This is a genomic window from Lyngbya aestuarii BL J (assembly GCF_000478195.2).
Classification (GTDB): domain Bacteria; phylum Cyanobacteriota; class Cyanobacteriia; order Cyanobacteriales; family Microcoleaceae; genus Capilliphycus; species Capilliphycus aestuarii.
Genome location: NZ_AUZM01000104.1, coordinates 1 through 16010 on the forward strand (window position 1 = coordinate 1; position 16010 = coordinate 16010).

At 42.1% G+C, this 16010-nt stretch carries 10 protein-coding genes; 8 read left to right on the forward strand and 2 right to left on the reverse strand.

Features of this window, described 5'->3' with window-relative positions; genetic code table 11:
- From M595_RS25175 to topA, 7 genes are all read left to right on the forward strand, one after another.
- Window positions 1–2289: response regulator (locus M595_RS25175; protein ID WP_023069384.1), on the forward strand; the 2289-nt coding region annotated here is incomplete at its 5' end.
- 85 nt (window positions 2290–2374) lie between these two features.
- Window positions 2375–3064, forward strand: coding sequence for a hypothetical protein (locus M595_RS25180; protein WP_023069394.1), 690 nt, complete (start codon window positions 2375–2377; stop codon window positions 3062–3064).
- Window positions 3065–3537: 473 nt separating this feature from the next.
- A complete protein-coding gene (locus tag M595_RS25185) occupies window positions 3538–4923 on the forward strand; it encodes a serine hydrolase (RefSeq protein ID WP_023069391.1) in 1386 nt (461 codons plus the stop codon).
- Between the two features lie 172 nt (window positions 4924–5095).
- A complete protein-coding gene (locus M595_RS25190; RefSeq protein ID WP_023069392.1) occupies window positions 5096–6064 on the forward strand; it encodes a metal ABC transporter solute-binding protein, Zn/Mn family in 969 nt (322 codons plus the stop codon).
- The gene (locus tag M595_RS25195; protein WP_023069385.1) at window positions 6061–6822 is read left to right on the forward strand and encodes a metal ABC transporter ATP-binding protein; all 762 of its coding nucleotides are present in this window, start codon (window positions 6061–6063) and stop codon (window positions 6820–6822) included. Before M595_RS25190 ends, M595_RS25195 begins: the two co-directional genes overlap by 4 nt.
- 55 nt (window positions 6823–6877) lie before the next feature.
- Window positions 6878–7696, forward strand: a complete 819-nt coding sequence (locus M595_RS25200) for a metal ABC transporter permease (protein ID WP_023069393.1) — start codon at window positions 6878–6880, stop codon at window positions 7694–7696.
- A 528-nt stretch (window positions 7697–8224) separates the two neighbouring features.
- Window positions 8225–10897, forward strand: coding sequence for a type I DNA topoisomerase (gene topA / locus M595_RS25205; RefSeq protein WP_040484655.1), 2673 nt, complete (start codon window positions 8225–8227; stop codon window positions 10895–10897).
- A gap of 42 nt (window positions 10898–10939) precedes the next feature.
- On the opposite strand, the gene M595_RS25210 is transcribed toward topA, so the two are convergent.
- Window positions 10940–14077, reverse strand: a complete 3138-nt coding sequence (locus tag M595_RS25210) for an efflux RND transporter permease subunit (protein ID WP_023069388.1) — start codon at window positions 14075–14077, stop codon at window positions 10940–10942.
- Window positions 14078–14098: 21 nt separating this feature from the next.
- A complete protein-coding gene (locus tag M595_RS25215) occupies window positions 14099–15631 on the reverse strand; it encodes an efflux RND transporter periplasmic adaptor subunit (protein WP_023069387.1) in 1533 nt (510 codons plus the stop codon).
- A gap of 223 nt (window positions 15632–15854) precedes the next feature.
- Between M595_RS25215 and M595_RS33055 the strand changes: the two genes are divergently transcribed.
- On the forward strand, window positions 15855–16010 hold a 156-nt coding region (locus tag M595_RS33055), incomplete at its 3' end, for a TetR/AcrR family transcriptional regulator (RefSeq protein ID WP_023069390.1).

Below are 16010 nucleotides of genomic sequence, written 5' to 3' on the forward strand. Positions count from 1 at the left end.
AATACTTCTCACGAACTGCGAACCCCGTTAAATGGCATGATAGGAATTGCAGAGTCAATGTTAGAAGGTGCGACAGGAACGCTATCAGACTTACAACGCAAAAATCTGATGATGATTGCTCATAGTGGACATCGACTTTCGACATTAGTCAATGATATTCTTGATTTTTCTAAGCTGCGACACAATACGATTCGGCTACAAGTAAAGCCAACAGGTTTAAGAGAGATTACTGAAATTGTTTTAACATTAAATCAGTCTTTTGTTCGGAATAAAGACTTACAATTGATTAATAATATTTCTCCTGATTTACCCCTCGTACAAGCAGATGAAAACCGCTTGCAGCAAATTCTCCATAATCTCATTGGAAATGCAGTTAAGTTTACAGAAATAGGTTCTATTACGGTTTCTGCTCAAGTCATTAGTTGGGATGAAAATAGTGACAATCATCAACCAAAAGTCGATCAAAAAGCTGCAAATTCTCAAGTTGCAGTCACCGTTTCTGATACGGGAATAGGTATACCCGCAGATAAAATAAATCGCATTTTTGAATCCTTTGAACAAGCCGATGGTTCAACAGCACGTCAGTTTAGTGGTACGGGATTAGGGTTGGCAGTCACTAAACAATTAGTTGAATTACACGGGGGTAAAATCTGGGTAGAATCAATAGAAAATGTAGGATCATATTTTACCTTTACCTTACCCATTGCCACAGAAGAACAGGCTGTAAAACTGGATCATTCTTCGGTTTTAATTCATCGTTCTGCGGTGGTATCTTTAGAAGATTTTGTTGAAGATCAAAACCACACAGAATCTAATCGGATTTTACCACATTTAACTCAAAATTCAACGACTTCTCTCAATAATAATCAATTTAAAATTTTAATTGTTGATGATGACCCGATTAACTTACAAGTTTTAGTGAACTATTTATGCTTACAAAATTATGCTGTTACTCAAGCCAGTAGTGGTATAGAAGCGATGGAAATTTTAGAAGCAGGATATCTCCCCGATTTAATCTTACTCGATGTGATGATGCCGCGTATGACGGGTTATGAAGTCACCCGTAGAATTCGGGAAACTTGGCCACCTCATCAACTCCCGATTATGATGTTAACGGCTAAAAATCAAGTCTCAGATTTAGTTGCAGGTTTGGAAGTTGGGGCGAATGATTACCTCTCTAAACCTTTAAATAAAGATGAACTGCTGGCGCGAATTAAAACTCATATTCGGATTAAACAATTGCGAACCGAAAAAGCTCATATTCGGAAAACATTCGGGCGTTATGTGACTGATGAAGTCGTCACAAATTTATTAGAAAGTGCTGAAGGTTTAAAACTTGGAGGAGAACGACGAAAGATTACTCTATTGACTTCTGATGTTAGAGGATTTACCGCTATTTCTGAACGATTAAACCCAGAAGAAGTGGTCAAAGTTCTAAATTTTTATCTTTCTAAAATGGCTGATGTAATTACGGCTTATCGAGGCACAATTGATGAGTTTATGGGTGATGGAATTTTAGTCTTATTTGGTGCGCCCAAGTCACGAAAAAATGACACGGAAAGAGCGGTGGCTTGTGCGGTTGCAATGCAATTAGAAATGATCTCTGTTAATCAACAGCTAATAGAATGGAGTTTACCGCCTTTAGAGATGGGGATTGGCATCAATACAGGTGAAGTTGTCGTCGGCAATATTGGTTCAGAGAAACGCACAAAATATGGAGTGGTTGGAAATCAAGTGAATCTCACTTATCGAATTGAATCCTATAGTACCGGGGGTCAAATTTTAGTTTCAGAATCAACGTTTAATGAGGTTTGTTCCCGGATTCAAGTTGTCGGAAAAAACCAAGTTCAACCCAAAGGGGTAAAACAACCGATAACTATCTATGAAGTGGGTGGGATTTCTGGAAAATATAATTTATTTTTACAACAAGAAAAAGAAGTCTTTCTCCCACTCCGACAACCTGTTTCTGTAAACTATACAATTTTGGAAGGAAAACACGTTGGAGAAAATGTGTTTCAAGGTCATATTGTTGAACTGTCTGCAAAATGCGCTAAAATTAGTTCCTGTCAAGCTGAACGAGATTGTGTTCCTTTACCTCTAACCAATATTAAGCTGAATCTAACTTGGGCAGATTCTACCCTGACGAGTGAAGATATTTACGCCAAAGTCTTAGAGGAACCCGCAGATGTTGGAAGTTTTTACATTCGGTTTACCGCTAAACCTCCCGAGGTGAAAGTGCGGCTGCAAAGGCTTTATGAAGATCTGTTAAAACAAGCAAAATCTGGTTAATTTATGATTTTGGATTGAGACTTTACAAAAGAGTTCGATCTTTGTTAATATATGTAAATAATATTTAGTTTTTTAGCTATCTAGCATGACTATCTTCCAGTCTACAGAGCCGATTGTTCGGATCAAACAACAGCATCTAGATGTTCAAGATCTCACAGGTTTACTCAAAGTTAATTGGAAAATTGGCAACTATACACTGCATTCTGGCTTATATACTCGCATCGATCAAGTGTTTTTACTTTGGGGTTTGATTTCACTCATTATCTTCATTACCGCTCAATTTTTTCCGATTAGCTGGATTGATCAAGCTTATTACTGGTCAGGACTCACACTCATTGCTACAATCGGGATGATATTCCTAACTTACTATTGGGTTCGGATTGAACAAGTAACCTGGCTGATTTACTGTTGGGCGTTACTGATGTTGATTGGGGTCGGACTCACAAATTTAGGCATTTTTTGTGGATGGTCACAGATTCTAGCAAATTTGTGTCCCCTGTGGTTAATCGTCTGTGCTTTGGGTTATTTAGCAACAGGTATTGCTCTACAATCGCGCTCATTTGCACTAGCAGGATTGTTGCATTGTTTAGCCATTCCATTATTATCTTATTTGATCGGTTGGCAGTTCTTAGCGACTGGAATCATCCTAGCGGGTACGTTACTCTTTTTTGCTGAGGTTCAGTGGGATATGCGTTCACCGATTGAATCCCCGTTGTTGACGGTTGAACAGTTAGCTTTTAACCGCGAGCAACTCTACAAACGCCAAATGGAATAATCACCAATTTATACGATTGAAACAAAAATCTAATTTTTGTAAAGAAAGATACTTTTTTATCGACTTTCAGGCATAATAAACAGTAAGCCAGTCCTAAGAGGATTTAGCCCCTCTCAAGGTTGGCTCGACGAGAGCAAGTATTTTGCTGTTTAACTTGTGAATTGCCCCCCAAAGGAGAACGATGTCAGGGGAGCAAGTCGTCAAAAAACTCTAACAGCCAAACTCTCACTATAGCATAGCATCGGTCAAGGGGTATGCGAGTTTGTAAGGTTTTTGTCGTTTCCCTTACTTTATGGGACTTGAGGTGGCGTTAAGCCGTCTATTGAGAACAGCCCAAAAGTCCTAGCAGATCTGTTTGAGATCAACTCCTTGTCCGAGGTTTTTATTATGTTTTTGGATAGCTCGTTTAGAGAACAACAAAAAAAATTCGCACATTAAAACAAATCTTTTCTAAACTAAGATGATGAGCGAAGTTGAAAAGACGAACCGAACCCGTGAGTCCTCAAAAACCTTTATCTTCTGATCACAACCCCAAAATTGTAGAACTTGAAGCCAAGTTAAATCGAGCCTACAAAACCATAAAAAAACTGCGAACACGACTGGCGAAACTGGAGAGTGAACAGCAACTCAAATCATCCTCGACAGTGCGTCCAACAATCACACCGCCTCAACGTTCCTCTCAACGTCGAACTCGCTCTCGAACTCACCCTTCTGTATCGGCGTTGGGTTATATTTCTCTGCTGGCTTTAGCTCTAGGAGGATTAGGTGCGATCGCTAAGTTTTTCTTTTCTGATTTGTTTCCTCAATGGATAGAATTAACGCCTTTTCATACGACTTCCGTGACTTCCTCAGCCTCTCTAACGTCACCTCAAGCCGTTTCTTTACCCGAACCTCAACCCGAAATCCCCTCAATTTCTGAACCCGTTTATAATATTGAGAGTGAACCGAACCTCAATTATAGTTTACCATTACAAGCCATTATTGATCAAGTTATTAATCAAGTTTCTCAACAAAAGTTATCGACTTCTTCTCTTTCGATTCACTTAATTGATGTTCAAAATAAAACCTTTGCTGAATACCGAAGTCAAACCCCTAGATTTCCAGCCAGTATTACTAAACTCTTTTGGATGGTGGCTTTATTTGCTCAAGTTGAAGCCGGAATTCAACCCAATGAAATGATTAGTTATACCGATGAATGTCAAAGCGATATTTGTAAATTAATTAAAAAATCCGATAATGAAGCAGCCAGTCATATTCTAGACGAACTCACTCAAACTTCATCCCAAAATAATCCCGCCACAGAAACTTATGAAAACTGGCTAAAAAAACGTCATTATATTAATCAGTTTTTTCAAAAAGCCGATTATAAAAATATTGATATTAGTCAAAAAAATTACCCGATTCCCGAACTCAAAATGGAAGAACCCCAAGCCTGGGAACTGAAAATGCGAGGCAATCCTAAACAACCCATTAGAAATAAAATTACAGCCGAACAAACAAGTCGATTAATGTATGAAATTGTGACTCAAAAAGCCGTTTCTCCTGAAGCGAGTTCTCAGATGATGAACCTACTCGAACAAGATCTTGATCCGAAGGTTTGGAAACAGCAAGAATCAAACCCCATTCAAGGGTTTCTAGGAGAATCTTTAGCCGGGTTAGATATTCGCTTTTTGTCTAAAGTAGGCTGGACTTCTGAGACTCGCTTTGAAGTGGCATTTATTCAGTCAAAATCAAGTCAAGTTGCTTATATTTTAACGGTATTTGGGGAGGGAAAAGAATACGGAGAAAATTGGGAAATATTTCCGACTATTTCTCGTTTAGTTTATGACAAAATGACTGAATTAAATTCTCAATCTTAATTAGACTTCTGCCAGAAGTTAGAAACAGCCTACAAGTTCAATGAAAAAGAACTGATCGCGGATAAACCTCCCTATTGCCAGAGGGGACTAAAATGATTATCATTTTACTAAACACCTCCGTTGTCAAACAGTGGAGAACCCTTCGATCCTCAATTTTGGTGTATCTCAAACCATGTCACCTTCACAGTTTTTGCGAATATTGACTCAGCCTAGTGCTTGGAAACGTCGTCCTTTGTTTGCGGTATTATTAATTTCTGCGATCGCCATCATAGTCGGAAGTTTAACAACAGTCGCCCAAAACACCCGTTCTACAAAGGTTGTCGCCACATTTTTACCGATGTACCTGTTTACCAAAGCGGTATCCGGTTCAAGTCAGGAAGTTGAAATACTGGTTCCGCCTAACGTTACCGCCCACGAATATCAAGCTTCCCCCAGTGATGCGCGTAAACTTGCTCAAGCTGAAATTTTAGTTAAAAATGGGTTAGGAATGGAAACATTTCTCAGTGGGTTGGTGGCGAATGCGGGGAACCCACAACTCAAACAAATTGATGCAAGTCAAGGAATTGAACCGTTAACAGAAGAAGATCACGATCATGGTCATTCTCACGATCACGATCATAGCCATGCTCACGCCGAGGGAAATCCTCATGTTTGGCTCGATCCAATTTTAGCACAAAAACAAGTCGAAAATATTCGAGAGGGTTTAATCGCTGTCGATCCCAAAAATGCACAAACTTATCGGGCGAATGCGGAAGCTTATATTAAACAGTTACAACAACTCGATCAAGAATTTAAAAGCCGTTTAGGTTCGGTGCAAGGCTGTAAATTTATTGCATTACACGATGCCTATCCCTACTTAGCTAAACGATATAACATCCAACAAATGGCAGTGGTTGAACTCCCAGAGGATAGTATTTCACCTCGGGATATTCAGCGTGTAATTTCAGCCGTTAAAGAATACAATGTGCAAGCATTATTGAGCGAACCTGGAGCCAATGATAGCCGATTGCAACAAATTTCTAATGATGTCGGACTGCCTGTAAAAACTTTAGATCCGATTGAAACAGGTTCACTTGATCCTCAATATTATTTTACGGCTATGCGAAAAAATTTAAACACTCTAGAAGGAATTTGTCAATGATTAGTCAAGAAATATTTGGAAGTCCATCGGTTTTAGAGGTCGAAAATTTAACCGTTCGACGAGGAAAGTATGTCGCAGTCGATCAGGTTTCTTTTCAACTGTTTTCAGGAACAAATACTGCTATTGTTGGGCCAAATGGAGCCGGAAAAAGTACCTTAATTCGAGCAATTTTAGGGTTAATTCCCTCTGAGTCGGGACAAGTTAATATATTAGGAAAATCTCTAAATAAATTGGGGAAACGGTGGGAGAAAATTGGTTATATTCCCCAGAAGTTTTCATTTGATCGCTATTTTCCCTTAACGGTAGAAGAATTGGTGGCGTTAGCGTTACCTAAGTCTTATTTCTGGAAATCAAGAGAACGAAAAATTTCGGTTCAGAAAGTGTTGGTTAAAGTTAACCTAGAACATCAATCTCATCAACGAATTGGAACGTTAAGCGGAGGTGAACTTAAACGAGTTTTATTAGCTTATTGTCTGGCGGTTCCTCGTGATTTAATTATCTTAGATGAAGCGTTAGCCGAAGTGGATGCAACCGGAGAAGTTGAATTTGCAGAATTACTCAATAAACTCCAACGAGAACAAGGGTTTGCGACTTTACAAATCTCTCACGATTTAGATTTAGTCAGTCGGTATTGCGATCGCGTTTTGTGTCTTAACCGAAAAATTTTGTGTCAAGGAAGCCCGCGAGAAACGTTATCAAATGAAAATATCCAAGAGGTTTATGGTTCGACTCTCATTCGCTATTTGCACTCTCATTAATCTGTCAGATTGAATGCAAAAAAAGATCTGAAACCTCAAAGCAAAACTTGTGATAATGAATAATTTAGAATGGATAGAACTCTTTAGTTTACCCTTTATGCAAAGGGCAGTTTTAGGTGGAATTTTACTGGGAACATTAGGCGGTATTTTAGGAAGCTTTGTAGTATTAAGACAGCTTTCGATGTACGGAAATACTTTGGGTCATGCGTCATTTTTAGCTGTGGTGATCGGTGCATTTTTACAACTTCCTTCCATATTATCGCTCACTCTCTTTTTGGTTATTTTTGGTTTGGGAGTGCTTTATTTGATCGATACAACCAATTTAGGTAGCGATACAATTTTAGCAATTATTGTGGCGGGTTCTGTGGCTTTGGGAATGATTGGATTTTCCTTTTTAGAGGGCTATCGAGGTAATTTATTATCGATTTTATTTGGAGATATTCTCGCTATTAGTAATATAGACATTATTTTATTAGTTGGGTTGTTAGTCGTCACGGTTCTTTGTTTATTGTTCACCTTACCCGAACAAATACTGCTGACCTTTAGCCCCGACTTAGCTCAACTCAAAGGTATTCCGGTACAAGTTTATCGTTATAGTTTTATTATCTTATTATCTCTAACTTTAGCCTTATCCATTCGTGCCGTTGGAATTTTATTAGTCAATGCTTTTTTAATTATTCCCCCCGCTACGGCTAGACTGGTTTGTGATCAATTTATACCGTTTTTAGGACTCGCTGCGGCAATTGGGGCAGTTAGTGGTATCATCGGAATGGTGATTTCTGGAATTTGGGATTTACCTTCAGGGCCAAGTATCGTTTTAGTACAACTTGTGGTATTTTTAGTAGGCGTAGGATGGAATCGGTCGAGTCATTAACCCGAACGACTCCGGATTGAACAAACATTATTTACTTAAACCAAATCGTTTTTCGAGAAAACTTTTCAACAACAACCAACACTAGGTAGACACTCCCGAGATAAGTACCTGCGGGAAGGAGAATACACAACAAGTCTGAGATCATTTTGACACCACCTCCAGAATAACAATCAACTAAATTTTAATTATTTCTTTAGATTTGTGGGTTAAAGCATATCATAAACCTGAATACAGATCTAATGATCTGTCAAGATTAAGGCAAAATTCTAAAACTGTTCAGATAGTAGTTGATAAAAACAATAAAATGTGCTACCAATAGCCAAAGTGTCGCCTCGATAGGCCAAACTCAAAGTAGTCGGCCGAATTTACAGAAAGATCGTCTATGAATTTTGGCATAAACTCAAAATTAAGATAGTTTTGAAAGTAAGCCTTATTTCAAACGAGCGGAAGACAGTCAGGCTTGCCGACCTGCTCTCAATCTTCTCGAAACCCATACCCGTTCGCTGCTAATATCTCCGAAAAGACGCCATGTCAACCCTAGTGATCGTCGAATCTCCAACGAAAGCTCGCACTATCAGCAACTTCCTTCCCCGTGACTATCGCGTGGAAGCGTCGATGGGTCATGTGCGGGATCTACCGCCCTCGGCTGAGGAAATCCCCGAAAAGTACAAGGGAGAGAAGTGGGCGCAGCTTGGTGTGAATGTCGAAGCCAACTTCGAGCCAATTTATGTGGTGCCGAAGGATAAGAAAAAAATAGTCAAAGAACTCAAAGATGCGCTGAAAGCAGCCGACGAATTAGTTCTAGCGACTGACGAAGATCGCGAAGGAGAAAGTATCAGTTGGCATCTGCTGCAACTCCTCAAACCCAAGATCCCAACGAAACGAATGGTCTTCCACGAAATCACCCAAGAAGCCATTCAAAGCGCCCTCAATAACTGTCGCGATCTCGACGAACAACTGGTTCACGCCCAAGAAACTCGGCGCATTTTAGATCGCCTCTACGGTTACACCCTCTCCCCCTTACTCTGGAAAAAAATCGCCAGAGGTCTATCGGCAGGGCGAGTTCAGTCTGTCGCCGTGCGGCTACTGGTCAGTCGAGAACGAGAACGTCGGGCGTTCCGTCAGGGGGACTACTGGGACTTAAAAGCCTTACTGGAAAAAGATAAAACCAACTTTGACGCCAAACTCACAACTGTAGACGGCGTGAAAGTAGCCACCGGGAGCGACTTCGACGAAACTACAGGTAAAATTGCCCAAGGTCGCAACGTAGTTTTGTTGGATGAAGCCCAAGCGATGGCCCTCAAAGAGCGACTCACCGATAAACCCTGGACAGTCAGCAAGATTGAAGAACGGCCCTCGACTCGTAAACCCGCTCCTCCCTTTACCACCTCCACCCTCCAACAAGAAGCCAACCGCAAACTGCGACTGAGTGCGCGTCAGACAATGCAAGTGGCTCAAGGGTTGTATGAACGGGGCTTTATCACCTATATGCGAACCGACTCCGTTCACCTGTCTGAACAAGCCATTGAAGCGGCTCGGACTTGCGTTGAGGAAAAATATGGCAAAAACTACCTCAGCCCCAAACCTCGCCAATACACAACCAAAAGTAAAGGCGCTCAAGAGGCCCACGAAGCCATTCGTCCAGCCGGAAACCGTTTCCGCACGCCCCAAGAAACCGATCTCGGCGGCAACGACCTCAAACTCTATGATTTAATTTGGAAGCGAACTGTGGCGTGTCAAATGGCAGACTCTCGCCAAACCAATATTGCAGTCGAGTTGAAAGTCGAAAATGCGGGTTTTCGTTCCAGTGGGAAACGGATTGATTTTCCGGGCTTTTTAAGGGCTTATGTGGAGGGGTCCGATGATCCCGATGCAGCCTTAGAAAACCAAGAAGTGCTACTTCCCCGGCTGAAAGAGGGCGATCATCCCAACTGTCAGGAACTAGAAGCGATTAGCCATGAAACCCAACCTCCAGCCCGGTTTACAGAAGCGTCTTTGGTGAAAACCCTTGAAAGTGAAGGCGTTGGCCGGCCGAGTACCTACGCGAGTGTGATTGGGACAATTATTGATCGCGGCTATGTTCAGTTAAAAGGAAACGCCCTCACCCCAACCTTTACGGCGTTTGCTGTCACGAATTTACTCGAAAAACATTTTCCCGACTTGGTGGATATTGGGTTCACCGCCCGTATGGAAAATACGCTTGATGATATTGCCGCCGGAGAAGCCAGTTGGCTCCCCTATTTGCAGAAATTTTACTCCGGAGAGGCGGGTTTAGATACCCAAGTTCGGGAACAGGAAAGCCAAATTGAGGCAAAAGTTGCTCGGACGATTGAACTCGAAAAACTCGGGGGTGAAGCCGACGGTATTCTCTATCGGGTCTGTATCGGCAAGTTTGGGCCGTATATTGAGGCGGAAAATGGGGATGAGGTGATTACGGCTTCTATTCCTCAAGACTTGACTCCGGCTGATCTGACGCCTGAGTTGGTGCAAGAACTGCTTCTACAAAAAACAGAAGGCCCGGAGAAGTTAGGGCTACATCCGGAAACGGGAGAACCGATTTTGATGTTGATCGGCCCTTATGGCCCCTATGTGCAGTTGGGTGAGGAGTCTGAGGAGAATAAAAAACCCAAGCGGGTGTCTTTACCCAAAGGGGTCGAAAAGGATAGCGTCACCCTCGATATGGCGGTGGGTTTGCTGTCGTTACCGCGACTGTTGGGGGTTCATCCAGACACCGGGGCGAAAGTTAAAGCGGCAATCGGACGGTTTGGCCCTTATGTTGTCCATGATCAGGGTAAGGAAGGGAAAGATTATCGTTCTATTAAGGCGCCGGATGATGTGTTAGCGATTACGTTAGAGCGAGCCTTGGAAATGCTGGCTCAACCGAAAGTAGGTCGCGGGGGACGACGTTCGGCGACACCGTTACGGGAGTTGGGCGCTCATCCTGAAGATAGTGAACCTGTGAACGTTTATAATGGCCCCTACGGTCTTTATGTTAAACATGGGAAAACAAATGCGTCTATTCCCAAAGAGGTGACGGTAGAAGACGTAACTTTAGAAAAGGCGCTGGAATGGTTAGCGGCTAAAGCAAGTTCAGGTTCAAAGACTCGTAAAAAATCAACAAAAAGTAGCGGAACTTCTAAAAAAAGTAGCAGAACCACCAAACGTTCGACTTCTCGCAAGAAAACAACTCCAGAAAGTTAAACGTCAGCGAGGATCTGTCATTTCTTAGGGGCTACCCCAAAATTAAGATCTTGCAGTCCCAGATTCTATGTCGAAGGATTTAGGACTGCGGTTGGCTACAGCGATCAACAAATAAGAACAAGGAACAAAATAAAGCGCAAGTAAAGTTGCCCCACCCACTCCGCCGGCGATCGCGACTGCCAACGGTGGCCAGAATCTTCCGCCTCCAATCAACAACGGTACAAACCCAATCATTGTACTTAATGTCGTTGCCATCACATGACGAGTTGCTTGCAGAACCACCAAGCTCGCAGCCTGACGACTTCCTCTAGAAGCTTCCGGGTCGTCTTTCAAAGCCGCTAATACCACAACCGAATCATTAATCGCAATACCGACTAATCCAAACGTCCCGATCAGACTCATAAATCCGAAGGGATAGCCAAACAATGCCAAGCTAAAAAATCCTAGACCAACTGAACAGAGCGCAACAGCACCGATAATCAAAGTTGAACGAAAAGAATTCAACGACAACACCAACACCGACATCGCCAAAATTAAAATAATCGGTAAAGTTGCAAACAATCTTCCTTGGGCATCTCCCTGTTGTTCGGCTTCTCCGGCAACCTCAGACCAATATCGAGGGGGCATTTCAAACCCTGTATCTGTTAACCGTTGTTGCCAGTCTGTCAAAATTTCTGAAGGCAATTTCCCAGAGGCAATGTACCCTTGAATCAGGTTATATCGTTGACCATTGCGGCGAGTAATTTCAGACGATTGGGGTTGCAAGTCTATCTCTGCTAAAGCCGAAACAGGAATGGCGCCCGTCGAACTCAAACGGTTTTGGCTGAAATTTGTCCCCGTGGGTTGCAGTTCTAGCCCCATGATTTGATTGACATTTCCTCGTTCGGTATTGGAGACACGCACCCGTACTGGAAGTTCTTCGGTTTCTTCAATGATAGAACCGCCCAAATTCCCTTCTAACAATGTCGCCAACTGTTGGGAGACACTCCCCAAATCAAGTCCGGCTAGCCTTGCTTCTTCTTCATCGACTTGAAAAGCCAGTTGAGGCTGTACCTCACTTAAACTATCACGGGTTTGAGTCACGCCTGGAACTTCTGTTAACAGTCTGCGTGCCTCCTGACCCAAGCTTCGCAACCGTTCAAGGTCAAAGCCATAAATTCGCAGTTCGACCGGGGCGTCAAAGGGTGGCCCTTGTTCGAGTTGTCGAACCAAGATTCTGGCTTGGGGAAAGATTGCATCCATTTCCTGCTGCAATGAATTAACGAAATCCGCTTCTGCAATGGTATTTAATTGTAAAAATCCTTGAGCATAGTTAGCGGCTTGTTCTCGACCTGTGGCTAAATTGTAGTAATATCGAGGCGCACTCCGTCCGATAAACCAATGAACTTGTTTAATTTCGCGATGTTCTAAGATCACCTCTCGCGCTTGTAATGCGAGGGTTTTTGTTTGTTCAATCGATGCTGCGGTTGGTAATTCTAATTCGACTTGGAGTTGATCTCGGTCTACAGAGGGGAAAAATTGTTGAGGTAAATTTTTAACTTGAATAAAACCAATAATGGGTAAAATTAATCCCAAGGCAATTCCTAATAGGGGATGGCGAAAGAGTCCTTGTAAACTGATTTTGTAGACTCGAGTTAAGATTGAATTAGAAAAGCCCGATCTCCACCAACTCGAACGGGATTTCCCCTCATTTGTAAAAGCTTGATTGATTTTAGCCGCTAATGCGATCGCAATAGTAATAGAAAGAAATAAAGAAGAAGAAACAGCAAGAATCACATTCATACCAATTGTTCCTACAAATTCTCCAGATGGCCCCGGCAGAATCACAATCGGGACAAAAGCTAAGGCTGTCGTCATTGTTGATGCTAATAGGGGAAAAAACAAATGATGAATCGTTTCAGAAATAGCAGCTTCGGGTTGAAACCCAGACTGAAGTTTATGACCGACTTCATCAACTACAATAATTACCGTATCAATTAGTAATCCTAAAGCAACAATTAACCCAGTTACTGACATTTGATGGAGTGGAATTCCTAAAAGCTGCATTAGTCCTAATACCATACAAACAGATAGGGGTAAGGTCAGTCCGATCACAATCGCTGATTTCCAACCCATCAGGAAAAAAGTCACTGCAAACACCAGAAAACCACTAATAATTAGATTACTGATTAAACTTTTTAATCGCTCTTCAACATAATTACTTTGATTAAAAATAGTTTCGATCTTTAAACCCGTCCCTAATGTTTTTTGAAATTCTGATAAAGTTTTTTCTGCCGTTTTTGACCATTGATCCAGTTGATAATCCGACTTGACAAAAACTGCCAAGACAACGGCTGGATTTCCATCAATTAAAGACAACTCATTCGGCGGATCAATCACACTTTTATAAACCGTTGCCACATCTGCTAACGTTGCAAATTGTCCCTCATTTCCAAACTGAATAGGAATCTGTCGAATCCGTTCTAAAGAATCTATTTCAGACTCTACTTCTAACACCAGATCATTTCTCTGGCTGCGAAGTTGACCCGCAGAAACTTTAGCATCACTTTGTTGAATTTGATTGGATAAACTTTGGGCTGTAATTCCTAAGTTTGCAAGTTTATAAGGATCAACTTCAACTAAAATTTCCTCGCTTAATTCTCCAAATTTTACAACTTTTTCAGTTCCCGCTAACTCCGATAATTCATCTTCAAGATATTCTGCTAAACGATTTAAGGCTGCATAATTCGGCTGTTCTGAATTGACCCAAGTTAAAGCCGTAATTAAGGCATAAGCTTTCACATCTATTTCATCAAGTTCTGGTACTGTTGCACCTGCGGGTAAACGATTTGCCGCCTGACTAATTCGATCTCGAATCCGTGACCAAATCGGATCAACTTCTGCTACTGTAACACTATCTAAAAGTTCAATATCAATGATAGAACTCCCGGTTTGAGAGGTTGATTCATAAGACTTAATTTCTTCAATCGTTGCTAATTCTTGTTCAATTGGATCAGTGACTAATACTTCGATGCGTTCGGCATCGGCACCGGGAAAAAAAGTTTTGACAACGGCAACCCGAGAAACCAATTCTGGATCTTCCAAGCGAGGCAGGGTTAAAAATGCAGAGATCCCCCAAACTACAACTAAAAGAGTCGTGAGAATTAATAAGCGAAAATTGCGATAAAATAGAGTTGCCATAATAAGATCAAAAAATAAAAGTTAGGGTAAATTTTTTACCCACTGACCTGAAACAAATTGTTGAGTTCCATTAGCAACCACTTCTTCTCCAGATTGCAATAATCCCCGCACTAAACTGCGATCGCCTTCGGTATGCAAAACTTCTATAACACGGCGTTCTAATTGTTGAGTTTGAGGGGGAAGATTGGTGTTAGTATCTTCAACCGGAACCAACGCATAACAAGCCCATAATCCTCGTTCGGCACGAATTAACGCCGAAGTTGGCAACCAAAATCCGTCTGTGGGTTGGATGCGACTCACTTCCAAACGGGCAACAGTACCGGGTGCAACGGTTTGAGGTAATCTCAGAATGACTGTACGGGTGCGAGTGGCAGAGTCTACTTCAGGCAAAATTGACAACACTTCTGCGGTGTAGATTTCTTCTCCAACTCGAACTAAATGTTGACTCCCAATATTTAACTGAGATATCACGCTCGGAGCCACCCCAACCCGAACTTCTGGGCGCGTATCTTCTACCAATCGAACCACTGCTTGTCCTGCGGAAACCACCGTTCCTTCATCTAAATAACGTTGAGAAATGATCCCAGAAAAAGGAGCGTAAAGAATACTTTTGCTTAAAATAACATCCAACTCTGCAATTTGAGCGTCAATTTGTCGAATTTGAGCAATTTGAGCGTCAATTTGTTCGGGACGAGTTCCGCTGATCAGTTCATCCAATTGGCTCTGAACCCCTTGAACTTGAGCAATTTGAGCATCAATTTGTTCGGGACGAGTGCCTGTCTGTAACTCGGTTAAATTGCTCCTGGCTTCGTCAATTCTAGCTCTGAGGGAATCTTTGGTTGTTCGGACTTCATCGAACTGTTCACGAGAAATTGCCCCTTCCGCGTAGAGATCTCGACGACGTTGGGTTTGTAAACGAGCCAGTTCTAGCTGTTCTTCCAAGTCCCGTACTCTCGAACGAGCAGCATCAATATTTTCAACTCGTGGCCCGGCTTGTAGTTCTCGTAGCCTTGCCTGTTCCTGAGTCAATAATGCTCGTGTTGCTGCAATGGTTTCCTGTCTTGGTCCGTTTTGCAATTCTGTTAGCGTTGCTTGCGCTTGCTGTTTTTGGGCGATTAACCCTTGTCGTTGAGCTTGGAGTTGACGGGTATCTAATCGACCTATGACTGCATTTTGAGCCACTTGATCTCCTTCTTTGGCAGCCAGTGATAGCAGCAACCCAGATTGCTCAAAACTCAATTCACTGGTGCGTTGGGCTTCTACAATTCCGGTATAACTCTGAGAGATAGAATAGGAACTAACCCGTTCTACTGTTACGGTTTCGACAGGTAAAATCGTGGGTAAATTCTGTTCAACAGTGGGTGATTTCGATTGAGGGACAACTGTTTGACGACGAAAAAAGGTGATTCCACCCAACCCAACTGCAAGTAAAATCCCAACGGCTCCGACCCGTAACCAACGATTTGAGGAACGTTTCGGCCCAGAAGGAACAACCTCAGCCTCGACCGCAATGAGATCATCGTGATCGGTTGAGGGTTCAGGTAAAGTTTCCAATGGAATTGGTCTTTTCCCGTTCTGTTGAGCAGATTGAGAATCTTGCTCTTCCGATCTCTCATGGGTCTAACCGTTGAGTGGCATAACTCTAATTCAATAAATTAAGACAGTCGTTTGATATAATTAAAACGCACGTTTAAAAAAATTGCAAGGATCGCAATAGATTTTTGTTTGAATGAACAGATCTGCGTACTATAGAATAAAGACCAACGTTTAACCCAAAATGAGTCGTGTTCCTTCCACCGAGCCGAAAACCGATACTAAAGAACAAATTCTCAATGCTGCCGAACGTCAATTTGCACTTTTTGGCTTTGCGGGTGCTTCATTACGAGCCGTGACACGAGATGCAAATGTGAATTTAGCCGCAGTTCACTATCAT